Below are 23,213 nucleotides of genomic sequence, written 5' to 3'. Positions count from 1 at the left end.
CGGTGTGCTCGCCGCGGCTGCCCCGGCGGCCCCGACACCCGGTACCCCGCCTGGGTGGGACAGCGAGAGTGCGCAGCCGCCCTCCCGTGGGTGAGCTGCGGTTTTGTGACGGCCCCTGCTCCAGGAGGACGTCTCCACCAATCCGTGGATACGCTGAGAGGAGAGAGCGAGGACAACGGAACACCACGCAAAGAGGTGAGCCGGTCATGGACGCTGACAGGTATTCGGTGTTCTTCGTCAACGGCCAGCTCCTTCATCGCGTGGATTTCGGGCCACACGGGGAACGCCGGTATCCGACGGTTTCGTGGCCGGAGGTGTATCCGGAGCTGGCGTTCGGGCACAGCGGTGACTCGAACCTGGCTCACCGACGCGTCTTTCAGGTGGACAGGGACATCATCGCCGTGGGCGGGCCGGGCCTGCTCTTCGATCTGAGACGTGGACGTCGGATTCCGAGCCTGGGTCCTGGACATACGAGTCGGATGCATCACGAGTGGCGCACGAAAGGCGTTACGGTGGCGGCCGGACCGACCGTCCTCACCTTCGTGGAAGAATTCCTCGACAGTCACTTCTTCACGGTGCACGTTCCCACCAGAACCGTGGCGCCGGCCCCGTGGTCGAGGCTGCCGGCGCAGAGCGACGAGCCCTTGGTGGTCCTCCCCGACCCGGTGGAACCGGAGTCCGACCGGCGGACGCTGTACGTCTTTCCCACGGAGCGGGACCCGGAGGATCTGGGCCTGGTCAGGGTCTACCGGCAGCCGCCCTTCGCGTCCTTCGACTTCACCAAAGAACCAGCCGTCGACCATTTCCCAGGGCTGGCCGACCTCAACGGCGTGGTCGACTGCGTATGGCTCGTCTACGGCCGTTTCGACGTGCCCCCGCGTGCGCGCTTCACCACGGAACTGCCCGACGAGTTCTTCCTGTTCATGGTGGATATCGCCCGCGATCTGGGACTGAGGCCGTGGGATCTGGCCGCGATCGGCGAAGTGGAGAGCGGCCTGCGGCTCGACGCCTATCACCCCGCCGGCCGCTACGGATTCCTCGGGATCAGCGCCGACGACCTCGACACCGGTGAGGACCCGCCCCACGCGCTGTTCGCCCTGTCGGCTCACAACCAACTGGACGTGGTGCGTGGCCACCTCAACCGGCGCGGTGTGCGCGACACCGCGTCCGAGGCGCACACCTGGGCGGGGCTGCTCGTGTCCGACTTCGACGTCCAGGGAGCCTCCCCGGAGACGGTCGTGTCCGGTGCCGAGGACGCCCCGGACCTCCGGGGCCACCTCGCGCCCTTCGACCGTTCCGGGAGTGGTGTCGTGACGTTGGGGGATCTCGCCGCGGCGCTGGAGGGGGTCATGGTGGGTGAGCGATGGGCCGAGATCGACCGGAGGCTGCGCGGCGCGCCGATGCCGTAGCGGCGTACAGGCTGCGGTCTGCCGACGGCGCGGTCTGCCGACGGCGCGGCACAGCGTCGATTGAGCAGCCCTCCTGTCCTGATCCGGCCGAGTCAGTCGCCCTCCTGATCCGGCTCGGCGAGCACGTCGTGGCGCAGCCCGCTCGACGCCTCGCCCACGCCCGCCGACACGCTGCGGCCGACCCAGGTGCGGGTGCCGCCGTCGTGGGAGCGGGCCAGCTGAGCGGCCCGGGTCACCTGCACGCCGGTGCGCGGCACGTCCTCCTCGTACAGCCAGAGCCGTTCGTCCGGGTGGGCCGGCGCGACCGGGTGGTCGGCGAGCAGCCGCCCCAGGGGAGCCGAGGTCTGCACGGCACCGTCCATCAATCGGGCCACCGCTGTGAGGCGCAGCCTGATCGACTCCCCGTCGGAGAGCCGCTCGGCGACGAGGGGGAACCAGTGCGTCGGCACCTCGGTCGAGACCAGGTAGCGGGGCGCGGTCTGCGGGGTCTCAGGACCGCCGGGAGGTCCGGACGGCGCCGCCGATGCCGTGCGGTCGAACCACTCCTGGAGCCGGTCGACGGCACGTGACTCCCCGTCGGGGACCAGATCCTCCACCGCCCAGGCGACGTTGGCCATCTCGTCCCTCAGATAGGTCACGTGCTCGATGACGGGCCCCTGCAGAGAGCCCGGCAGCGCCGGTGCGAGGAAGAAGCAGCGGTCCGCCTCTTCGGTGTCCCCGCCCTGGGAGAACAGGCGCCAGCTGCGGTCGACGGCCCCACAGGGCCCCAGCGCCTGCAGGCCGCCGAAGACGTCGGCGACGAGGAAGTCGGTCACCTCCGTGACAGAGGCAACGGGCAGCCGTACGGGGGCGACACACCAGTCGTTGCCGTACACCGTCGCGAACTGCACCAGCATCAGACGGCCGAGGTCGAGGACGGAGGCATCGGCCCTGCCGAAGTCGACGACGGCGTCCTCCATCTCCCAGAAGCGGTTGGCGGGCATCCCGGCGAAGGAGGCCGGCATGGGGATCGCGAGCGTCTGGACGGGTGAGGACGCGCCGGGGCCGGGGTCGTCCGTGATCTCCTCGGCCGTGTCGTCGAACTCCGACCAGTCCACCCGGCCGCTGCGGTAGGACCCGGCCCGCAGCAGCGGGGACGGTGCCGTGGGCGCGGCGAGGTCGAAGCCGTGGTCGAGGTGGTGCACGTTCCAGGGGGCGGGCTGGTGCACACCGGCGATGTCCGGGTCCTCGGCTGCTCGCACTCCCGCGGCGTCGGCGCGGGGGGCCCACCATTCGAGCCAGGGCGTGGCGAGCTCCACCACCGCCGCCCGGTCCGCGGCGGGCACGCCCGCGGCTTCGAGGCTGGTCTCCAGATCCGGCTGGGACAGCAGCTCGGCGAGTGCGAGCGGGTCGGGCAGAAGGCGGCGCAGGGCGGCCGTCACACCTCGTGGTGCGGGCAACCCCGCGTCGTCCCAGGGGCAGGCGGCCGCCACCGCGTCCGCAGCCTCGGTCCGCCCTGCAGCGGCGAGCGGCGCGCGGAACCGGCGCCCGCCTTCCAGCCGCAGTGCCGCGAGCCGGACGTCGTCGACCGGTTCGGCCTCGACGAGCGCCTCCAGGTGGCTCGTGGCGGGGTCGTAGGGGCGCCAGGGGCCGGGCTCGTCGCCGGTGTGGGCGCGCCACGCGGTCGCATGGTGCGCCGTTCCCTCGACGCTGCAGAGGTAGGGGGAGCCCGTGTCGTCCCCGCGGAACTCACCGAACTGCCACTGCCGGGCGAGGAACCACAGGGCGTCGAATGCACGGGCGGTGAGGCCCTCCTCGATGTCGTGGCTGCGCGGCAGCGACTCGATGCGGGTTCCGAATCCCATGGTGGCGGCCCTTTCGTCGGCGTGCGGTCCGGGCCTTCACCACGGCACCGCGCGGCCCAGTTCGGGCAGGTCGAGGCGGTCCAGGGTGCGGACCCGGGCGAGGGCGAAGGTCTCCTCGACGATGGCGTGCAGGTCCTCCAGCACCCAGGGGCGGCCGGTGTCGGGTGGTACGGCGAGCAGCACGGCCTGCGGAGCGCGGGCGTCGGGGCGGTCCACGTGGAACGCGGCCGCGGCGATCTCCTCGGGCCGGCCGGAGGCGCCCGGCGCGTGCGGGAGCGTCTCCGTCCACTCGTCGAGAACCAGTCCGGCGCATTGTTCCTCGCCGCCCGCGGCCGCCGCGTTCGCGTCGCCCGAGACGTCCCGGACGACGACGGTCGAGACCCGGCGCTCGGTGGTCGGGGCATGGCCGACCCACGCGGCCTCGGGCTGGAACGGCGCCTGGCCCACCACGGTGCGTGCGGGAGTGGCGCCCGTGAGGACCTCGGCGGCCGTCAGAAGGTCGTCGGCGGCGGCGAGTCGGGGGCGGACGCCGTGGCGTCTGGTCACCCAGTCCCGTACGGCGTCCTCGGTGGCGTCGGCGGGCCGCCGGCCGTCGGAGAGGACGTCCCCCGCGTGCCGGGCCGCCCAGGTGAACGGCAGCACGAACCAGTCACCGACGACGGCGCGTACGGCGGCGAGGACCTCCGCGTACCAGGAGGCACGGGCGTCCGGCTCGTCCGGGGGCGGTTTCGGCGCGGGCAGGAGCTGTTCGGTGGCTTTGGCGAGGGCGAGCGCCGCGTCGGCGGCGGTGCGTGCCTTGTGCGCGTCGGTCCCGGCCGCGGGGTCGAGCGGGGCGGACGCGGTCGCCGCCGCCACCCCGAGGCCGGACAGGGTGGATACCGCCGCACCCACCTCCGTCGCTTGGGTGTCCGACGGGGTGGCCGCCAGTGCCGTGGCTGCGGACTTCAGCCGGGCCAGGCCCTGGTCGACACGGTTCGCCCAGGCGGTCACGCGCGCGTGAAGGTCTGTCAGGTCGGCGGTGTCCCATCCGGCGGCGGGCGCGTCGGTGAGGGTGCCCGGCAGGAGCGGAGCGCTTGCCGCCAGGACGACGCGCGCCTGGTCGGAAAGACAGACGAGGTCCGGCAGGAACGGCTCCGCGCCCATGGCGAGCGCGTCCGGGGACGCGCCGGTCTCCGAGGCGACCTGGTGCAGGGCACGCCGGGCCAGCCGCGACGCCTCGATCGGCTCCGTGGCCTGGGCGATGACGTCGAGAGCGGCAGGAGCGAGGGTGTCGAGGCCGACGAGCGCGGTCTGCGTCGGTTCTCCGGGCGCCCCCGGTACGCGTACGGCGAACCGCCAGTCGTGCGCCGGACCGAGCAGGGCGCGGGCCCATGCCTCCGCCTGGGGGGCCAGAACCCCGAGTCCGTCTCCCGACGCCCAGCCGTTCTCCTCGGCGGGTGGCGCGGACGCGGGCAGGCGGACGGCGAGACGGTTGTGCACGCCGGTGCCCCGTCGGGGTGTGTGCAGGACCTCGGGGTCGGTCGGCGGAGGCTCGCCCCGGCCCATGGCGTCGATCGACTCGGCCGCGCGTTCGGAGTGGCCGCCCACCAGTTGGTGGACGCCTTCGGCCATCAGCAGGTCGGCGACGGCGTCGACGGTGTCCTCCAGGTCGTCACAGAACCCCAGGACCGTGGCACGGTCCGTGTCGGAAAGTCCCGTGAAGAGCTCCTCCGGGGGGTTCTCGGCGAGCAGGGTGCGGTTCCGGCGCAGCACGTCGCCGTCCACCACGCCCCCGACGCCCAGTGCTACCTGTTCGCGATGTCCCTCGGGGGTCATGGCGTCGGGGACGTTCGCCAGCGGGAACCGCTTGCGGAACCGGCGCACGAGGTGATCGAGGTGTCGGTCGTGCAGGGCGCGCTCGAACTGGTAGCCGAGGACGGCTTCGAGGGGCTGCCCGGCCGCCACAGCCTCCAGGACGGCGCGTGCCCGCCGGATGCGCGCCGAGGAGAGGTCGACGGCGAAGGCCTCACGACTGCGGTGCGACAGCCACCCCGAGCGCAGGACGGCCGCCGTGACGGCGTGCTGGAGAGAGGGGGCCAGCACCCAGCCGTCGGCCGCGGCGCGGTGCCCCGGTGCCTGCGGGGCGAGGCTCTCCAGCCATCCGTACGCTCCGACACGGACACCGGTCGGGGTCTCGCTGCGCAGCGACTCCAGGCGCACGGTGGCGAACGAGGTCGCCCAGGCGTCGAGGCGATGGGTGATCAGATCCACGGCTTCGGCGACGACGCCGTCGATGCGGAAGAGGTCCTCGGCGGTCTCCGCCCGCAGCTGCTGGATCTGGGCGAAGAAGTCGTCCATCGTGGCGAGCATCTCCGTCCAGAGGCCGACCGCTTCCTCGTCACCCGCGGCTCTGGCTTCGTTGATCTTCGCGATGACGCCGCCCTGGACGAAGAAGGCCCAGAAGAACCCGATGACGTAGATGAGGTGGATGAACGCGCTGGGAGCGACCTGGCCGTCTTCCGGTGCCGTACCGAAGCGCGCGGAGAAGTCCTCGAACGCCTGTGAAAGATCGGGCTGTTCCCCTGGGGGCGCCTCGAAGAAGGCCCGTATCCTGCCTATGAGTTCCGGCACGGCGGAGAACACGTCGCCCGCCAGCAGGGCCGCGAGCTCGTTGCTCGGCTCGGTGGCCGTGGGGACGCCCCGGCCGGTCGAGGCGTCCGGGACGACCCCTCGGGCGGCCAGTTGCGCGTCGATCCAGCCGAACACGGTGGGCTGGGTGGATGCGGCCTTGATGGAGAACCCGGTGATGCTCACGGTGGGAGAGCGGGGCACCCGGCTGAGCACGTCCAAGAAAGCCGCGTCCTGGTCGGGCCCGGCGCCGATCCGCGCGCCGACGGGCTCGCGGGCGGCGAGGTCGAGGAGCGAGCGCACGGCCGCGTAGGCCAGGACCGGAATGTCGTCGCCCTGCCACAGTTCGGTCGAGGTGACGGGCAGCACGCCGTACGGCTGGTTCCCGAACCGCACATTGGGCAGGGGGCCGCGGCTGGTGACGCGGGCGAGGGCGTAGTCCACGAGCGGCTGCGCCTCGCGGAGCGCGAGCGGCCAGGCCAAAGGCTCCTGCTCCGAGTCGGCCTCGGTGGCGACACTCTGCCCCCAGCCGTTGATGGCCGCCCCGAGCGTCACGAAGCGTTGTGCCGCCCGCCGTTCGGGTTCCTCGTGCGACGCGTCGCCGTCGGCGAGAGCCAGCACCTGTCGGCCGTCGATGCCGAGGGCACGGGCGAGTCGGGCGGCGTCCGACGGCCCGTCGGGATCGTAGGCCTCGCGCCGGTCGGCCATCTCCTCCGGCCGGCGCAGGACCGGCCGGCTCGACCAGGCGGAACGGCTCCGCGGGGTGTTGTTGGTGGGCGCCCCCGGCGGGACGAACGCGAGGCCCCGCGTGTACTGATGGGAGCGCAGGGCATCGGCCACCCTCGTCGCCTCGTCCTCGGCACCCGCCGACGTTCGGACTCCCACGACGGTCACGAGGTCGTGCGCCAGGTCGCCGCCCGGGAGGGGCACCCGAGCGGCCATCCCGACGCGCAGCGCCTCGTCGAAGTCGATCAGCCAGAGGCTGGGACCTGTCCAGGGCACTTTGTCCCCGGCCGGGTCGGGGGCATCGGCTCCGACGGCGGCGAGGTCGAAGCCGAGAAGGAGGTCCGGTGGGATCGGTTCGCCCTCGACGCGCCAGCGCAGCTCGTCCTGACGGTATCCGGAGAACACGAGCCGGTCCGGCAGCAGCAAGGAACCCGGGGCGCGGGTGGAGTTCTCCGGCCGGGTGGGTACCTCCGGGAACTCCAGCGGTCCGGTGCCCGGCGCAATGGCGGGCCGCATGCTCTCCACGGCCCACGCGGCACGTGCCGGACCGAGGGTCTTCAGCACGCCGTCCCATGCGGCGGCCGCCTCGGGACCGGCCGGGTCGAGCTCCCACACGGTGCGCCAGTATGTGGTGGCGGCATCGACCTCGCGCGGGGTGAGCTCGGGCTGGAAGGCGTCCACGTGAACGTCGTCGGGATAGGCCCGGACCCACAGCTCGACGCCCGCCTCGACGGGCGCGTAACGAGCTTCGAGCCGCAGCGGGAACAGGGCCACGGGCACCAGCGGGTCCTCGGCCGGCCAGATAGGTTCCGAGGCGGTCAGGAGTTCCGTGAGCTGGAGCGCGGTGACGTCGTTGAGCGCCTCGGCATCGGACATCGCCTGCCTTGCCGCAATCATGTCGTCCTGCTCCAACTGTGCGATCAAAGCGGCCAGTTGCTCACGTTGCGAGGCGAGATGCTCGTCGTTCCCCATGCCCCGCAACTGCTCGGACGCCGAGGTGTGCCATGCCACCAGGTCCGAGTGCCGTCGCTGCGCCGCCTCGCTCACCCGGTACTGGGCCCGCGCCGCGAACCTGGCCCGCGTGACCTCCTCGCCGCCCATCACGCCACCAGCTCGGAGGCGTGGCGTGCGACCCGTACCGGCCGCTGGAGTGCGATGGCGGCCGTCTGCGCTGCGTCCACGCCCCATGCCAGGTCGGTGCCTGCCGGAGCGGGCACGGGGCGGTGCACGGAGGCGAATCCGCGCTCGTCGATCACCCGGGGCCAGGACAGGTCGTTCCAGGACTCCAGCGCGACGTCGTCCGGTTCGTCGTCCTCACCGACCGGCAGGTCGAAGCCGAACCGCATCTGGTAGGCGTGTTCCTGGAACACGAAGAACGCGCCCGGGGGTCCCACGACCTCCTGCGGTGACCCCCGGAAGGCGAAGGCGGTCGTGGAGGCGTCCACGGGAAGAGCGAACACGGGCGGACTCCACAGGGTGGAATCGGGTTCAAGTCCCGCCGGGCTGCCGTCTTCCGCCGCGCGGGCGGGCACCATGAACAGCAGGGTCCTCGGATACCGGCGCAGCAGCTCCGCCCTGACCAGCAGGATGACCAGCTCGCTGGTGTCGGCGGAGAGATGGCTGCCCAGCGGGCCGCCCTCGAAGAATGCGATGGGCGGCAGATCCGGGCTGCCGTCGGCGTGCGGCCAGAACATCCGGAAGGTCGTTCCGCGACGGTGGCTGGGGTACTCGCGCCACAGCAGCTCGCGGTTCATCTCGTGGTTGAGCCCGATCAGGTAGGACTCGATGAACGGCGCGTTCGCGGCGACCAGCCGGACCCGGTCCGTCGGGAAGGCCGACAGACCCGGGAGGAACCAGTCGGGGGCGTCGGCGAGGAGGGCCATGGCCATGGGTGCGGGGAAGTCCGGCGCTCGCAGGACGTCTTCCGTGCCCTGCGGTTCCCCCATGTCGGACGGCACCGTCACGCGGTCCGCCAGACGCATGCCGACGAGGCCGTCGGGGTTCATCCCGTCCACGACGCGCTGGCGGAATCCTTCGGCGTCGACGCGCACCCCCGCCGCTCCCACGTCGGGTCCGCGGCCCTGGTGGAGCAGCATGGTTCCCCCCTCGCCGATGGCGGACCGCTCGACCAGCGAGGTGAGGGTGTTCTGCAAGGACCCGGCCGCCATGGTCGCCATCCCCGTGTCGGCGAGTGTGGACATGGTCTCGCCCGTACTCGCCGCCATGAGGGTCGGGCGGAAGGGAAGGCCGCCCAGCCCTTCGTCGATCGTGGTGGCGGGGGCGACGAAGCCGTTGGCCTCGGCGACCATGCGGACGACCTCCAGCGAGGCGAGCGAGCGCGTGGCCCGCAGCCGCTCCTCGGCGGCGGACGCCGCGTGGACCTGCAGCGAGACGATGCCCGCGACCGGCTGGGCGGGCGGCGGCGCAACCTCCTCCAGCACATCTTCCGTCACCGGCACGGAGAGGGCGCCGGCCAGACCGCGGATGGCGGAACCGTTGGCCAGCGACCGTCCCAGGGCCACGTTCCGGGGGACGTTGCGCGGCATGTTCCCGTCGGACCCGGGGAAGGCCCCGGCCGGTGCGACGGCACGCCGGGCGACGGGTCCCGAGGGCCGGGTCAGCCGCGCGAAGGCGGTGCCGGCGAAGCCGTCGGTGAGTCGGCTCACGTGCAGTTCCGCGCCGGCCGTCACACCCTGGCCCGCCTGCCTGACCGACCGCACGCGGTTCTTGGCCGGCGCGCTCACCGCCACCAGCTCGGCCGGGGTGAGCGTGGCGATGTGGCGTCGGTGCACGGAGGCGGCGACCCGCTCGGACAGGCGGCCCTGGGCCCGGGTGCGGTTGGCCTCGCGGACGGCGCCGGCGAACTCCCAGGCGTGCGCCATCAGCTCCTCCTGATTGCGGCGTACGAACTCCGCGCCGAGGCCGGCGGCGATGCGATGCCGTACGTCCAGGTTCAGCGCGGACAGCCAGTCCTCTGCCTCGGCGCCGGGGGTCCGGTCGACGGTGTCGCGTCCGGCGTGCGGGCCGCCGTAGAGGGGCGGGGCGAGCGCGCCGGGCCGTGCGGGCCCCTGCCCGTTCTCGGGCTTGGTCTGCGCGCCGGCGTCGACGGCGTCGGCCAGGTCCTCGCGCAGCGCGGTGATCTCGGGCGGCGCCGGTGCCTCGCCCGACGCGGAGATGTCCCGCAGCGCGCCCTCGACCCGTATCTGCGCACCGGCCACTCCGGGGTCGGGCTCCTCGTCCGGCCAGGGCCGGGACACGTCGACCGGCCTGCTGCCGAAGCCCTCGGCGGCCTCCCCCTCCAGCGGTGTGATCCGGGAGACCAGCTGCTCGAAGTCGCCCTCCGGCCCCGTCGAGAACGGCCACATCAGGTACACGGGCAGCTTGACGGGGTCGTCCGGGCCGTCCCCGGGGGCCGACACGGTCCAGGCGGGGCCCGACGCGGTCGCCGGGTCGAGGCCGGCGCCCGTTCCCACGTCCAGGCCGGCTCTGAACGCGGGGACCACCGCGGCGATGTAGGACCTGCCGGCTTCCAGTCGGCGCGGGCAGACCAGACGGGCGACATCGGACCTGGGCACCACATCGGCGTCCGGGGTGTCACCGACGGCGGACTGCACATGGGACCAGGCCCAGGACTCCGCCAGGTCGGGCAGCTCCCGGCGGTGGGTCAGCAGGACCGGCAGGGGCGCGCCCGGCTGGAGCAGGCTCGTGGCCGCGTCCACCACGACGAGCACCATCCACGGTCGCAGCCGGCGTCCCTCCTCGGCGGCTCCGGGCGTGAAGCGCCACGGCAGGTCCACCGCCAGCACGTCGACGGACACCAGGTCGTTGGTGACGGCGTCGGTCACGCCGGGCGCAGGCGTACGGCGCCCGAAGAGTCCCGGGTCCACGCCGATCACGGACTCGGGGCCTACGACGGACAGCGCCGGCCCGGTCACCACGGCGGAGTCGTCCGGTGTGGCCGTCAGGGTGAGTCCGGAGGTGAGTTCGTGGCGGACCGCGCCCGGCTGTGGAGTGCCGAGCCCGGTGTTGACGGCGGGCTGGGCGTACGAGGTGAATCGCAGCGATGTCATGACGTGAACTCCCAGGCCTCCACGACGGACACCGATGCCAGGCCGCCGAAGGAGGCGGTGACGTCCAGGTCGGCCGCGAGCGCCCTGGCCTGCGCCTCGGAGGGGAACGACGGCATGTCCGCCACCGGTGCGGTCGGCGCCACCTCGGACACGAAGGCCGCGGTGAGCGGTTGTGGCCCCGTCTCCACCCGTTCGTCCGGCGGCCGCAGCCAGTCGCCGAGACGGAACCGTTCGCCCAGCGGCATCTGTTGGACACCGCTCAGCCCGTCCCATGTCCTGAGCCCTGCCAGCGCCTCCTCGCCCTCGTCCGTGGCGGGCTTGACCTCCCACTCGAGGGTGACGGTCCGAGGGCCGTCGGCGTGCTGGAGGCCGCTCGCCCCGAACTTCACTCCGCAGTCCATGTCCTGGAAGGCAGGTCGGCTCAACTGCTCCTCGGCGGACAGGTTCTGGAACTGTCCGAGGGCGAACCGGTCGGACACGGCGCGCATGCCGAACGGGTCGGTCACCAGTGAGCCCGTGGTGTTGCTGACCAGATGCGTCTGGGACACGGACCAGGTCTGCGCGGGCACCCCGGCTCCGGAGAACCGGCTGATCGGCACGTTCAGCGGCATAAGGCGCTGGCGTGCCTGAAGGGTTCCCAGCGGATGGACGAACGTGCCCGCGGCGATGCCTTCGGCAGCCTCGTCCGTGAGCCGCACCCCTGCCAGTGCCTCCGGGGCGGTCTCGGCCTGCCAGGACTCGGGCTTGGTGAACTCGGCGGCCAGCAGCTCCTTCAGGTCGGGCGGCGGCTGCCCCACCGGCGGCAGGCCGCCCCAGGACTCGTCGATCGAGAAGGGCACGTCGAACAGGAACGTCTCGATCCGCCCCGTGCCCTTCAGCCGCCAGGGGGACGGGCCCTCCAGCAGAAGGTTCAGCGACACCCCCATGAGGGTCTCGCCCATCACCTCGACCGCGACGGCGGCGGAGACCTGGACGGAGAAGTGGAACGGGTCCCACTCGAAGAGCGCGTCGAATCCGAAGTGGCCGGACAGCCCGCACTCGGCGAGCTCGGCGGACAGCTCCACGCGGGCGCCGAACTGCACGCTGTTGGACGTGACCGCGACGTACGCCTGGCAGCGCAGCTCCACGAGCGGCAACCCCAGCCGCATGCCGATGCGGCGCAGGGCGGGCACGCCGGCCGGGGCCCGGTACGCGGGATGCAGCCCTCCCGCGCTGAAGACGAACGCCGGGTCCGCGCCGCCCCGGATGAGGAGGTACAGGTCACCGTTCAGCGGCAGCCCGGCGAGCTGCGACCCGGTCAGGCTGGCGAAGGCGGTGAAAGCCGGCGTCGCGGTGTCGATGTCGGCCATGAGGGTGGCCTGGACGGTGATGAGCGGCGCGACCTCGTCGGGCACCATCAGGGTGAGCTTGCCGAGGATCGTGAACCGGGGCGGGGCCGTGCCACCGCGGTCGCCCGTCGGCACGGACAGCTCGGCGACGACGCCCAGCGCGAGACGCAGCAGCCGGCCGCCCCAGGACAGCTCGAACATCGGCCCTACGACGAACCTGCCCGGGCACGCCGGGAACAGCGCCGAGACGGTGTCCCCGAGCGTCGCGAGGGCGGCGGTGGGGTCGGGCGGGAACAACAGCTGGGCGGCGCGGCCGTCGGCCACGGCGGCCAGCAGGGCGTCCCGGTCGATACGGCGATTGGCGCCCAGGATGCCGCCGACGCCGGACACGGCGAAGCCGAAGCCCACCTGCACCCCAGGCAGCGGGAACCGCACGCCCAGGACGACGAGGAAGGACAGCGGGCTTCCGACGGCCGCGTCGGGCAGGCCGAGGACCCCGAAGGCGCTCACCGACAGCGGCGGGATCCGCACAGCGAGTGCGCCCGTGTACTCGCCGGGCTTTCCCAGGTCGAGGAGGCCGGCCGCCGCGATCGGCCCGGCCGATACGGCGATCGAGATGCCGTCGGGCAGCTCGCCGGCGATGCCCGGCAGATCGGGTCCCAGCGCGTCGGCACCGAACCGGACCGGCACGGTCGTCTTGAGCCCGTCCAAAGTGGCCTGGGCGGGCACAGCGGCCACGCCGGTCCGCACGTCCGCCTCGAACCCGAGGCGCAGGGTCAGCGCGCCCGCCGCCTCCTCGGCCCCCAGAACGGCAGCAAGTCCCGTGGGCACAAGGGGCCCGACGGGCCCCGGCGTGGGCAGCGACACCTTGAGCCCGGCGTCGTTGTTGAGCACGGCACCGTCCTCGGTGAGTCCGAGGGACAGCCCGACCGGCAACTCCAGGCGCCCGAGCAGCATCTGCGCCAGGCCCGTGTCGAACACGAGGGCGGCTGCAGGCAGTTGGACGCCCATCTTGGCATGCGGCGTTCCCTCGGCGCCGACGGCCACATCGCACTGCAGGGCGGCGTCCCCGAGGCGCAGACCCGCGCCGCCCGCGGCCAGCATGTCGGCCGGCCGCCCGGACAGCGTGAGGGAGATGTTGTCGCCCGGGCTCGCCTCCACCACGGTGAGCGGGCCGTCGGCGGTGCATGTCAGCAGCAGCCGTCCGCCGAGGGTTCCGCCCGCCGAGCACGTGACGTTCCCGTCCGCCCCCAGCAGGGCTCCGTCCGCCGCCCCCGAGCCCGATGCCACCAGCCACAGGAGCGGCCCGCCGGCGCTGTCGGTGACGGCGACGGCCGCGGCCAGTGACCCCGCCGCGTCGCCCGGCGTCCCGACCCGCACGGCGAGCGCCAGGCCACGCCCCTGGCCGGGGCCGCCGGCCGCGTCCCAGCCGTGCAGTCCGACCTCGACCGGTCCGTCGGGCGTTTGAGGTGTGGCGAGGCGGGTGAGCCCACGCAGCAGTGCGGCGACGCCGGGCTGCCCGGCGTCGACGTCGGACAGGCGCTGCAGCAGATGCGGGGTGAGCGCGGTGCCGCTCCATTCGGGCCCCGCGGCCCCGAGGCTCTGCAGGCTGCCTGCCGACTCCAGCGCGCGTCGTGCCGCGTCCAGCAGGGTCACGCACTGCGTGCGCACCGCCGCAAGGAGTTCCTCACCTGGTGAACCGGCCACGATTTCGTCCCAACGAGCCTGTGACGTGCGTTCGTTCGGCCTCTCACTCGAAGCTAACAGCGGCGGCCCAGCGCGGCGACCGCAGCAGCAGGGAGGCCAGCGGGTCGGAAGCCGCCGCGGCGCAGCGCACCGGTGTGGCGAGGGCCATGGTGCGGTGGGAACATGGATGTGGCGCTGCGGGTGCGATCCCGTGGCCGCGTCCGCTGGGCTCGGAGCGCTGGGCAGGGTCTTCGGGTCTTCCGTCTGCGTTTGACAGCGCCACCACCCTGTTCAGGCGCAGCGGGGAGTGGTGCTCAACGGTGCCGACTATGGAATCCGTTTCACTCCGAGAAACCCTGAGGGCAGCAGGGTCCCACATACGCTCCGGTCGGCGGTCACGTCTCGGACGTGTACCAAAGATGGTGAAAGGCGACGCACGAACCGCCGCCTCCTCGGGAAGATGTGGTCAAGCGGGACGAATGTCTCCGGTGAAATGGGCTTCCGTTTCCCTACGTCGTGGACTGCCCCCGGCTAGAGGGGTATGTCGTATTAAGGCGAGTCTGTGAGCGAGCCCGGAGCCCGACAGGAGTTGCGGAGGAGCTGCCGTGCGTAAAAAAACCCAACGCTTCAGTGACTCTTCGACTCCTTGAGACTGGCACTCAAGACGGAGGTGCTGCATGAGTATCCCCCCCGAGGTCCTGGCGGCCAAGGAAGCGCTTATGAGGCCGCTCCTGGCGTCCCGACTGATCACCGGAGTGGATTTCGGCGTACGCGACGAGGAGAATCCGGATCCTGAGGATATCGCTCTACGCGTATTCGTCGCTACTGGGGATGACATTCCGTTCGAGGTGCAGGCCGTGACGGCTAATTTTCCGTTCCCGGTGATGTTTGTGCAGAGGACCTTCACGCTGACGCAGGTGTCATTGCCTGACCAAAGCCGGAAACGTCCAGTCCTCGGTGGAGTCTCCGTCTTTTCCTCACGCCTGGCGGCCCAAGCACAGCCAACAGCGGGGACACTGGGAGCAATAGTTGTGGACAGCCTTGATCCCACTACCTTCTACGGTCTGAGCAACCACCACGTACTCTGCGCGGACCTGGGCCGGGGCCAGGGTGACGAGATCATCCAGCCCGAACCTCCGTTCGGCAGCATTCCGGGTGACCGAGTGGGGGTCTTGCACGACTGGGCTTTCCCCGAGGGCGAGCCGGAAGGCTCCATCGACGCGGCGATCTTCCGGCTCGAAACCGATTCGATACCAGAGGTTGAGGAAGTTGGCCCGGTTTTCGGTTCGGTCGAGCCCAAACTCGGCATGCTGGTCTCCAAGCGAGGACGGACCACCGGCCTCACCTTCGGTGTCATTGTCTCCACGGGTGGCGATTACTCTCTCGCCTACCCACGCCTACCGGCCGTTGGCGCACCACCGAGCGTCTGGCGCACTCTGACGAACCAGATTCAGGTGCGTGCTGACTTTCCCCAGTCAATCGTGTTCGGCGAGAGCGGCGACTCCGGTGCAGTAGTGCTCGACAGTCAAAGCCGGGTGGTGGGGCTGTACTGGGGAGGAGGCTTCACGAGCCCCGGCGACCCGCTCCGGTTCGGTCTGGTCACTCCAGCAGCGTCCGTGGAGTTCGCGCTGCCGATCACCTTCTGAGGCTTGTCCCGTAAAGATCTTCAAATCAGTCGGCCCGCTGTCGAGACCCTGCCCGGCGACGGTCGATGTTCGACCAGGTCATGGCCCGGTTCGCGGGACGGTTCGGCCGGGTTGAGCCGAAGGCGAGTGCTCGTGCCTATCTGCTCGGATTGCTGCCGGAGGCGGAGCGGAAGAATTGCTGGCAGCTGGCAGCTGGCAGCTGGCCGAACAGGCCGGGCCAGGCCCGGCCGGGGTCAATGCAGCGGCTGCTGCGCTATGCCCGCTGGGACGCCGACGCCACGATCCACCCCGCAGGGGTGATCAGGCACCGAACAGGGTCAGCTGCCGCAGCTGCAACCCGCAGCGGCCTTGGCCTCGGCCGGGGTCTGGCCCGGGTCAAGGACGACAGCCTCGTCGAAAATGCTGCTGGTGAGTGAACGACGCCAACCACGTGCACCGTTACGGTCTCTCGACCGGCGCCACCTGGTCCATGTGCGGACCGGCGGGTCCGCGACCGACGTGACGTGGCTGAGCTGCCGCACCAGCACGTCCGAGATCGGGATCGGCATGGCGGCCCGTACGGTCGCCGCCGGGCAGGCGCCCACGTCGTCGGAGCTTCGTCCGTCTCACTGTCGTGCCGTGCACCGGCAGGTGATACCGGTCGCGCCGGGCCGGCCCGCCGTCGTGGACAAGACCGTGGCCCTGCACACCTCCCGTGACCCGGCGAGCAGTGACCCGCTCGGCGCGGCGCTGGAGCGGGTGGCCACGGCCGTGGGCTTCCCGGCGCTCATGGACTCCCATGCCGCGCCTGGTCGCGCCTATGGCGGGGCGCGGACGTCCACGTGCCCGGGGGCTGGCCGTGTCCTGCGGCTGCCTCTGTTCCATGTGCTGCAGAGTTGTCGCCGCACACCGCGGACCTCGACGTGGGCGTGCCGGCCCGTGGACTGCACGGCGAGGCGTACCGGGGCCATGTCTTCTGGGACGAGCTGTTCGTGCTCCCGGAGGTCATGCGGGCCCTGCTCAACTACCGACGCATGCGCCTGCCGTTGGCATGCCGCGCGGCTCGTGCCGTGGGCCGGGCCGGTGCGATGTCACCCGTGGCAGTCCGGTAGCGACGGCCGTGAGGAGACCCAGGAACTGCACCTCAATCCCCGTTCGGGCCGCTGGCTGCCGGACAACTCCCGGCTGCAGCACCACGTCGGCTCGGCGATCGCCTACAACGTGTGGCAGTACGCGGAGTTCGCCCCCGGCCTCGGCCGGTACCGTATCCGGGGCGTGGTCGGCCCCGACGAGTACCACGACAGCTACCCCGACGCCGCCCGGCCGGGCCTGGACGACAACGCATATACGAACGTCACGGCCGCCTGGGTTCTCACCTTCGGCGACGGCGATCTGGACGAGGCGTCCCACGCCGTCGCGGTCGATGGTCTCGAACGGGGAGACCGTGAAGATGCCCTTGCCGAGGTAGGCGGAGAAGAACGCCGCCTCGACGTCGTCGCGGGAGAAGCCCCAGGTGGTCTGCGTGAGGTCGTTGGTACCGAAGGAGAAGAATTGCGCCTCCTCGGCGATGCGGCCCGCGGTGAGGGCCGCCCAAGCTCGACAAGGAAGTGCCGGCCGGGCTCGATGTCCACCTCATCCTGGACAACTACGTCACTCACAAGACCCCCGCCATCAGGAAGTGGCTGCTGGCACACCCGCGTTTCCACCTGCACTTCACACCGACGAGTTCGTCCTGGCTCAACCCGGTCGAGCGGTGGTTCGCCGAGCTGACCCAGAAGAAGCTCAAGCGCGGCGTGCACCGCTCCGTCCAAGCTCTCGAACGCGACATCCGAGACTGACTCGTCGACTGGAACGAGCACCCCAAGCCCTTCGCAAGGACCAAGACCGCCGACGAGATCCTCGACAAAGTGGCCGCCTACTGCCGACGAATCTCTGACTCAGGTCACTAGGGGCAGGTGGCGCCGACGGGCCGGCTGGAGGTGGGGTGCCGTCGCGAGCCCCCTCAGCACTGCGTGGCGTGGGGGCAGTGGCGCCGACGTTCGTCGATGATGTCGAGCCCAGTGCCGGGCCATGCCCTGCGGACGCCACATGTCATTCTGCCACCGACGAAAATGCGTCAAGTTTCCGGCCATGGAGCAGGCGGAGTGCTACGCCGTACGCTCCGAGCGGTCTCCGCATGCAGGGCATATACCTCTGCGGCCTTCAGGAGTCTATGCCGGTCGGTTCCCTTGCGAAGCCTCACCTTTGCGTGCGGCTAGCCCCCGTGCCCAGGCGAGGGATGGCAACTCAACTCCACTCCATCGTAATAAAGTTGAACCGTCGAACGTTTTTGCGTTTCGTGTGGGCATCCTGCCAGCCTTCCGTCGATCCAGCTGCAACCGCAGCAGAAGAGCAGCAACGACGGAGGCCGAACGCATGTCCCTGCGCATGTCCAGAATCCGAAGAGGCCGGGTGTGGCTGACAGTCACCACCGCAGTCACGCTGGCACTGGCCGGCTCTGGGGCTCCGGCTCACGCCGAGGAGAGCCTTCCGCCGCTGTCCGAATCGTGGCGCCAGGATCCGGTGGCGAAGGAGGCCGATGCGGCGGCTGCGGGCACCAGGGCGTGGACCAGCCCGGGTGGCAAAGCGGTGCCCTCGGACTTCACCCTGCAGGCCGGCACGATGAACGGCACGACCGCCGACCGTGTCGCCCGCCTTGACCGCGTACTGGCCAAGTCGGGTGTGTCGAAGCTCCTCGCCAACGCCAACCGCACTGTTAAAACCGCCGGGTGCACCCGCGACCCCTTCGGTACGGCTCCTCCTCCAGCCCTCAAGTGGTGCCTGGAGGCCGACGATTCGACTTCGCGCGAGTGGATTCCGCAGGCTGTGACCGGTGTCTCGGACGCCGCCGACAGCGAGCAGTATGGTGCCGGTGACGACAAGGACATCCAGCTCTACGCGTCCTACGACAACTGGGATCCGGGGCGCGACAGCAACAACGACGGGGTCGGCGACTGCACTCCCGCGGAGCTGGAGGCGCACGACGCCTGCAACCAGAAGGGGGTGCGGGTCTCCTTCGTGCAGCGCCGCCCCGACGGCACGGTGAAGTACCGGCACGTGCTGCTGGGCTGGGCGTACACCAACGCGTCAGACCACATATCGTTCGACGCAGTGCACTCCTCCGAGGGCTCGACGATCTCGGACGAGGACATGCAGAACGGCCTGCATGCAGGGGGCATGGTCTGGTACGGCCACTATCTCTATGTGGCCGACACCCGCAACGGCATCCGGGTCTTCGACATGGAGAAGATCATGGACATGGATCCCGACGGGGACGGCAAGGCCGGCGACGAGATGGGCGCGGACACCGACGGTGTGCAGACCACGTCCGACGTCGAGGACAAGACCAAAGTGGGCCGCCACAACAACGTCTGGTACAGCTTCGGCTACCGCTACGTGATGCCGCAGGTGGCGGCCTGGAAGTTCAAAGCTGCGCAGTCCAATCCCTCACGTGCGTACAAGTGCGTCAGCACGGGAGCGCCGAAGGCGTCCTACCTGTCGCTCGACCGCAGCATGAACCCTGACCGGCTGATCATGGGGGAGTACTGCCGCCCGGCAAGCGGTTACCCCTCGCCCGGCCGGATCGCCTCGTTCCCCGTCAAGGAACTGGAGAAACGGTCCGGCGAGGTTACGGCCGAAGGCTGGGCCAACTATCTGCCGATGACGAACGGCGGCGCCCAGGGCGCTCTGGCGATGGGTGAGAATCTGTATGTCAACCAGAGCGCCGGCCACAATGCCCCGGGCAACCTCTGGCGCTACAAGTGGAGCAACGGCGTCCTGGTCTCCAACGGCAGTCCCATCAAGACCGCCACGGGAGCCGAAGACCTCTATTACGAACGCGGCGCGCAGCGTCTGTGGTCCGTCTCCGAACACTACGGACCGGCGGTGAACGCCGAAGCCCTCGAAGCCGGCACAGAAGCGAAGTGTCTGGGCCTGGTCTGCGAACGCGTTCTCTACGCCCACAGCAAGGCGCAGCTGGACGCCCCGTGACTGGTACTGATGAGCAGGGCTCGACCACATGACCATCGGCTTGATCACTCCTTGATGCGGTCGAGGGCGAAGCGTCAGTCGCGGCCGTAGATCGTCCGATCCAACTGCGTTCCGATATCTAGACGTTGGTGCCCTCGCCGCCTCCGAAGCAGATGGAGGGACGGCCGACGGGGGCCGGACCGGCGAGGCCGCCCGCGCGAGCGGCGCCAACCACGTCGTGCACAGCCTCCCGTCCGGCCTGGACACCTCACTCGCCCGAACCTGGCCCCCCGCACTGCTCCAGGGCAACGGCGTCAAGTGGCGTGCAATACCATCCGACTTCCCGTCGAGGGACCGGCGATGCACATGCAGCGGAAGTGTCCGGGGCAGCGCGCGGGAACCGCTGACAAACCGTTGCACCCCCGAGTCACATGATCAACCGGACAGAACGACTACACGCAAAGATCCTGGGTTCCACGGCGGCGGATTCCTCGCCGCATCCTTGCGAATTTCCGTCTCCGTTAAGAAGGGAGCTGGGGAGGGCGTTCAACGGCTCGTGCTCACCGGGGACTTCACGAGAACATTGCGGGCGCTGAAGTTCACATTTTGATCGAGTCGGCGGTCACCATCTTCCGGGCGAGGCGGACCCACACATCACGTCCGGCTCGCGTGTCGGCCGGGCCGCCGCACCTGGCTCCGTGGGGCTGGGGACGCGGAGGGATGCCAGCGCGAACGGGGGCACTCCTGCGGGGAACAGCGTGGCGGATCGGCAAGCAAAGGTGTGCGGATGAACGTTATCGAGCGGTGCGCCGCGCGCTTCGGGAGTTGTAGCACTGCACACGTATTCTCAACCTTCGAAATGTTTCGGCGGACTCTGCGCTCTGGCCCAAACCAGCAGCCGGCCATAGTTCATCGGCCCGGTTGCAGTAATTCCCTTGCGTGGGAAAGCGGGAGGCGTATTCAATGACGCCGCCCGGCCCGGCGCCCGCTCCTCGGCTGTCCGGTCACCGGCTCCATCGGAACGGGAAGGACGGGACAGTGCCGGACGCTGGAAGCAAACCCCCGATACGCACCTCGGCCGCCGTGGTCGTCGTGGTTGCCCTGGCACTGTCGCTGTTCTCGCTCAGTACGGTCGAGACGCTGCCCGTCGGTCTGCTCCCGTTGCTCGCGGAGGATCTAGGGGTCTCCGAGACCGCGGCCGGCCGGCTGGTGACCGGGTACGGCATAGTGGTGGCGGTCGCCTCGGTGCCCCTGACCCATCTGGTCCGCCGGGTGCCGCGACGGGCCGTGCTCGCCTGGCTGCTGATCCTGTTCGTGGTGGCGAACCTCGTCTCTGCCGCCACCCCCGGCTACTGGGTCCTGCTCGGGGCGCGGATCACCGTCGCGCTCACCCACTCGGTGTTCTGGTCGATCGTCGCGGCGACCGCCGCCGGTCTCTTCTCTCCCGAGGTACGCGGGCGGGTGGTCGCCGGGCTGTTCTCCGGTCTCTCGCTGGCCGCCGTCGTGGGCGTCCCGGCCGGCACCTGGCTGGGCCAGCAGACCAGCTGGCGGGTGCCCTTCCTGGTGATGAGCGGCTTCGGCTTCCTCGCCCTGCTCGCGGTCGTCACGCTGCTGCCGTCCACGGCTGGGCAGGAGGGCCACGCCACCACCGGCACCGAACCCAGCCGCCGCCGGTTCCTGGTGCTGATGGCGGCGACCGCCCTGGTGATCTGTGGCGTCTTCGCCGGGTACACCTACATCACTGTCTTCCTCACCGAGGTGACCGGTTTCTCCCGGGCGGCAGTGGCCCCACTCCTGCTGGCCTCGGGCATCGCGGGCATCGCCGGCACCGTCCTGGCCGGCGCCGTGGTGGACCACCGGCCTCGCGGCACGCTGGTGCTGGCCGTGGCCCTGCTGACGGCGACGATGTTCGGCCTGTACGTGTTCGGCGGCACGACCGTCCTGGCCGTCTGCCTGATCGCCCTGCTGGGATTCGCTATGTCCTCGATGATCACGGCGCTGCAGAACAGGATCCTCCATGTGGCGCCCGGCAGCACCGAGATAGCCTCGGCCGCCGGCTCCGCGGTCTTCAACGCCGGTATCGCGGGTGGCTCCTTCCTCGGCAGTCTCCTGCTGACCACCGGCCCCGGGGTACGGGGCACGATGCTCGTCGGCGGCCTGCTCGGAGCCTGCGCGGTGGCGGTCCTGCTCGCCGAACCCCGGGCCGTCCGGCACGAGACACCCCCCGCCGCCACCCTGGAACCGGCACGGGAAGCGGCGGTCTAGACAGTCCTGCGGGGTCGGCGCGTCTTCATGCCCCGCCGCTGCCACCGCACGCCGTTTCTCGGCCGCGATCCAACCGGTCGACGACCTTGACGAGAGCGACGTAGCCCCGGTGCTCCATCTTTGACCCGCAGGATGTTGCCCAAGCCGATCTGCGGGTGGCGTGCAGGGCGTCGATGGCGTTCTTGGTGGAGGTCAGGGTGAGTTCTGGCGTCGCCGAAGCCAGTCTGGGTCCCGCACTGGCGCGGCAACGGGTGCGGGCGCGGTCGAGTCTACATCCGACACGCTCATCATCCTGACGAACAGTCAGATCAAACGAGAGAACCGCACGGTTGCGAAGACCACGGCGGATTCGATGATGAACCGTGCCGAAAGGGGGTCCTTGTTCCGATCCAGGGGGAGAGCAGTCAGTAGAAGGAGGCAGACCAGCGCGGTGCGCTGCAGCAGACTCCGTCGGCTTCGCCTGAGGCCGGTCTGGTGGAGTTGGCGAACAGCGCGCAGACGTTCGTCCCAGGGGTGTTCGAGGCCCGCGCCGAGGCACTCACCGGCCTCACCACCCCCGACGGCGCCTGCGTGCAGGCGACCAACCTCCCCGGCTGCGAAACCGGCCCCTGTCAGCTCGCCACCTGGGGCCGCGCCCTCGGCCGACGAGGCTGACGCCTTCGGCTTCAGCTGGAACCGCTCCGGCCAGTCCAGCAAGACGATTACCTTCGACTGGTCCGGCCCCAACTGAGCACCCTTGGGCGGGCCCCGCCCGGCGGCGAGCCCGCCCGGCCACCTGCCTCGGCCCGGTGGGGTGATCGGCAGCGACCTGCACCCGTACGGGCGCGATCCAGATATGGACCAAAGGGGCAAGTCATATGATCTTGAACACCTGCGGGTTGTCAGGGCTCAGTCGCTGCTGTCGGAGCCCACGGCGAGAAGGCTGTAGACGGTAGCTCGTCCTGGCTCTTACCCGGTTGACGCGAATCGGCGAACGCGGGGTGTGCATCCCGTCGGTTGCGTCAACCGCACCACACGCCTGCGGCAACGTCGCCCCTCAGCGACCACAGGCAGTTCCTGATGGCCGACCTCACGCGAAGCCGCGAATTGACCAACCGCGTCGGCGGCCTTGCTCGAGAAGCCGCCCGGGGGCCCGACTCTGACTTGAGGAGGGGTCAGAGTTTGGCCTCTTCCGCAATCCTGGGCGGTCCGGTCGGGGTCGTCGTCGGTACCCGGCGTCCGGGCATCCACCAGTTGGCCTTGCCGCAGAGTTCCATCACCGCGGGGACGAAGATCATCCGGACGATGGTGGCGTCGATGAGCACGGCGACGGCCATGCCCAGAGCGCCCTGCTTGACGGCGACGTCGGGGCCCAGCAAGGAGGTGGTGAAGACGGCGATCATGATGGCGGCCGCGGCCGTGATCACCTTGGCGGTCCGCGCCAGCCCCGTCGCTACGGCCGTGCGGGTGTCGCCGGTCCGCTCGTACTCCTCACGGACCCGCGAGATCAGGAAGACCTGGTAGTCCATCGACAGGCCGAACAGAATCGGGAACATCACCATCGGCGTCCACGTCGTGACCGGCATGGCGGCGGGGAACCCGAGGGCCGTGCCGAGCCATCCCCACTTCCGGCGGCATCGTCCTGGCGCGAGGTCACCGAGTGCCT

The 23,213-nt window shown here is 70.7% G+C and carries 10 protein-coding genes and 4 pseudogenes; 8 read left to right on the top strand and 6 right to left on the bottom strand.

Annotated elements, in window-relative coordinates; translation table 11 throughout:
- Positions 1 to 206: 206 nt before the first annotated feature.
- On the top strand, positions 207 to 1,409 hold the full coding sequence (locus ACIQ6Y_RS32875; protein WP_404044576.1) for a hypothetical protein: 1,203 nt from the start codon (positions 207 to 209) through the stop codon (positions 1,407 to 1,409).
- Positions 1,410 to 1,501: 92 nt separating this feature from the next.
- On the opposite strand, the gene ACIQ6Y_RS32870 is transcribed toward ACIQ6Y_RS32875, so the two are convergent.
- Genes ACIQ6Y_RS32870 through ACIQ6Y_RS32855 form a run of 4 tightly spaced genes read right to left on the bottom strand, consistent with a single transcriptional unit; the run spans position 1,502 to position 13,691 of the window.
- Positions 1,502 to 3,253 carry a hypothetical protein gene (locus ACIQ6Y_RS32870; RefSeq protein ID WP_404044573.1) on the bottom strand — a complete coding sequence of 584 codons (1,752 nt, stop codon included), beginning with the start codon at positions 3,251 to 3,253 and terminating at the stop codon, positions 1,502 to 1,504.
- Between the two features lie 36 nt (positions 3,254 to 3,289).
- Positions 3,290 to 7,687, bottom strand: a complete 4,398-nt coding sequence (locus ACIQ6Y_RS32865) for a hypothetical protein (protein ID WP_404044570.1) — start codon at positions 7,685 to 7,687, stop codon at positions 3,290 to 3,292.
- Positions 7,687 to 10,656 carry a hypothetical protein gene (locus tag ACIQ6Y_RS32860; RefSeq protein WP_404044567.1) on the bottom strand — a complete coding sequence of 990 codons (2,970 nt, stop codon included), beginning with the start codon at positions 10,654 to 10,656 and terminating at the stop codon, positions 7,687 to 7,689. Before ACIQ6Y_RS32860 ends, ACIQ6Y_RS32865 begins: the two co-directional genes overlap by 1 nt.
- Positions 10,653 to 13,691 carry a DUF6603 domain-containing protein gene (locus tag ACIQ6Y_RS32855; protein WP_404044565.1) on the bottom strand — a complete coding sequence of 1,013 codons (3,039 nt, stop codon included), beginning with the start codon at positions 13,689 to 13,691 and terminating at the stop codon, positions 10,653 to 10,655. The genes ACIQ6Y_RS32860 and ACIQ6Y_RS32855 overlap by 4 nt, the downstream gene beginning before the upstream one ends.
- A 656-nt stretch (positions 13,692 to 14,347) precedes the next feature.
- Between ACIQ6Y_RS32855 and ACIQ6Y_RS32850 the strand changes: the two genes are divergently transcribed.
- From ACIQ6Y_RS32850 to ACIQ6Y_RS32840, 3 genes and pseudogenes are all read left to right on the top strand, one after another.
- Positions 14,348 to 15,316, top strand: coding sequence for a hypothetical protein (locus ACIQ6Y_RS32850; protein WP_404044562.1), 969 nt, complete (start codon positions 14,348 to 14,350; stop codon positions 15,314 to 15,316).
- Between the two features lie 65 nt (positions 15,317 to 15,381).
- Positions 15,382 to 15,732 carry a hypothetical protein gene (locus tag ACIQ6Y_RS32845; RefSeq protein WP_404044560.1) on the top strand — a complete coding sequence of 117 codons (351 nt, stop codon included), beginning with the start codon at positions 15,382 to 15,384 and terminating at the stop codon, positions 15,730 to 15,732.
- A 25-nt stretch (positions 15,733 to 15,757) separates the two neighbouring features.
- Positions 15,758 to 16,669: pseudogene (locus ACIQ6Y_RS32840) on the top strand (glycoside hydrolase family 65 protein); the annotation flags it as partial.
- On the opposite strand, the pseudogene ACIQ6Y_RS32835 reads toward ACIQ6Y_RS32840, so the two are convergent.
- A pseudogene (locus tag ACIQ6Y_RS32835) lies at positions 16,670 to 16,885 on the bottom strand (putative PEP-binding protein); the annotation flags it as partial.
- 2 nt (positions 16,886 to 16,887) lie between these two features.
- Here ACIQ6Y_RS32835 and ACIQ6Y_RS32830 point away from each other — a divergent pair.
- From ACIQ6Y_RS32830 to ACIQ6Y_RS32815, 4 genes and pseudogenes are all read left to right on the top strand, one after another.
- A pseudogene (locus tag ACIQ6Y_RS32830) lies at positions 16,888 to 17,244 on the top strand (transposase); the annotation flags it as partial.
- Positions 17,245 to 17,923: 679 nt separating this feature from the next.
- Positions 17,924 to 19,324, top strand: coding sequence for a hypothetical protein (locus ACIQ6Y_RS32825; protein WP_404044557.1), 1,401 nt, complete (start codon positions 17,924 to 17,926; stop codon positions 19,322 to 19,324).
- A 1,017-nt stretch (positions 19,325 to 20,341) separates the two neighbouring features.
- Positions 20,342 to 21,568: an MFS transporter gene (locus ACIQ6Y_RS32820; RefSeq protein ID WP_404044554.1), complete on the top strand. Its 1,227-nt coding sequence runs from the start codon at positions 20,342 to 20,344 to the stop codon at positions 21,566 to 21,568.
- Positions 21,569 to 22,072: 504 nt separating this feature from the next.
- A pseudogene (locus ACIQ6Y_RS32815) lies at positions 22,073 to 22,298 on the top strand (hypothetical protein); the annotation flags it as partial.
- Between the two features lie 424 nt (positions 22,299 to 22,722).
- Here ACIQ6Y_RS32815 and ACIQ6Y_RS32810 read toward each other — a convergent pair.
- Positions 22,723 to 23,133, bottom strand: coding sequence for an MMPL family transporter (locus tag ACIQ6Y_RS32810; RefSeq protein WP_404044551.1), 411 nt, complete (start codon positions 23,131 to 23,133; stop codon positions 22,723 to 22,725).
- Positions 23,134 to 23,213 lie beyond the last annotated feature (80 nt).

Source organism: Streptomyces sp. NPDC096205, assembly GCF_044763135.1.
In the GTDB taxonomy this organism is placed as follows: Bacteria; Actinomycetota; Actinomycetes; order Streptomycetales; family Streptomycetaceae; genus Streptomyces.
This window is presented reverse-complemented; position numbering and strand designations above follow the sequence as displayed.

Bases quoted from the DNA above. Each gene is read 5' to 3' on its own strand.
- ACIQ6Y_RS32875 (WP_404044576.1), top strand. From the start codon at position 207: ATGGACGCTGACAGGTATTCGGTGTTCTTCGTCAACGGCCAGCTCCTT.
- ACIQ6Y_RS32870 (WP_404044573.1), bottom strand. From the start codon at position 3,253: ATGGGATTCGGAACCCGCATCGAGTCGCTGCCGCGCAGCCACGACATC.
- ACIQ6Y_RS32865 (WP_404044570.1), bottom strand. From the start codon at position 7,687: ATGGGCGGCGAGGAGGTCACGCGGGCCAGGTTCGCGGCGCGGGCCCAG.
- ACIQ6Y_RS32860 (WP_404044567.1), bottom strand. From the start codon at position 10,656: ATGACATCGCTGCGATTCACCTCGTACGCCCAGCCCGCCGTCAACACC.
- ACIQ6Y_RS32850 (WP_404044562.1), top strand. From the start codon at position 14,348: ATGAGTATCCCCCCCGAGGTCCTGGCGGCCAAGGAAGCGCTTATGAGG.
- ACIQ6Y_RS32845 (WP_404044560.1), top strand. From the start codon at position 15,382: ATGTTCGACCAGGTCATGGCCCGGTTCGCGGGACGGTTCGGCCGGGTT.
- ACIQ6Y_RS32810 (WP_404044551.1), bottom strand. From the start codon at position 23,133: ATGCCGGTCACGACGTGGACGCCGATGGTGATGTTCCCGATTCTGTTC.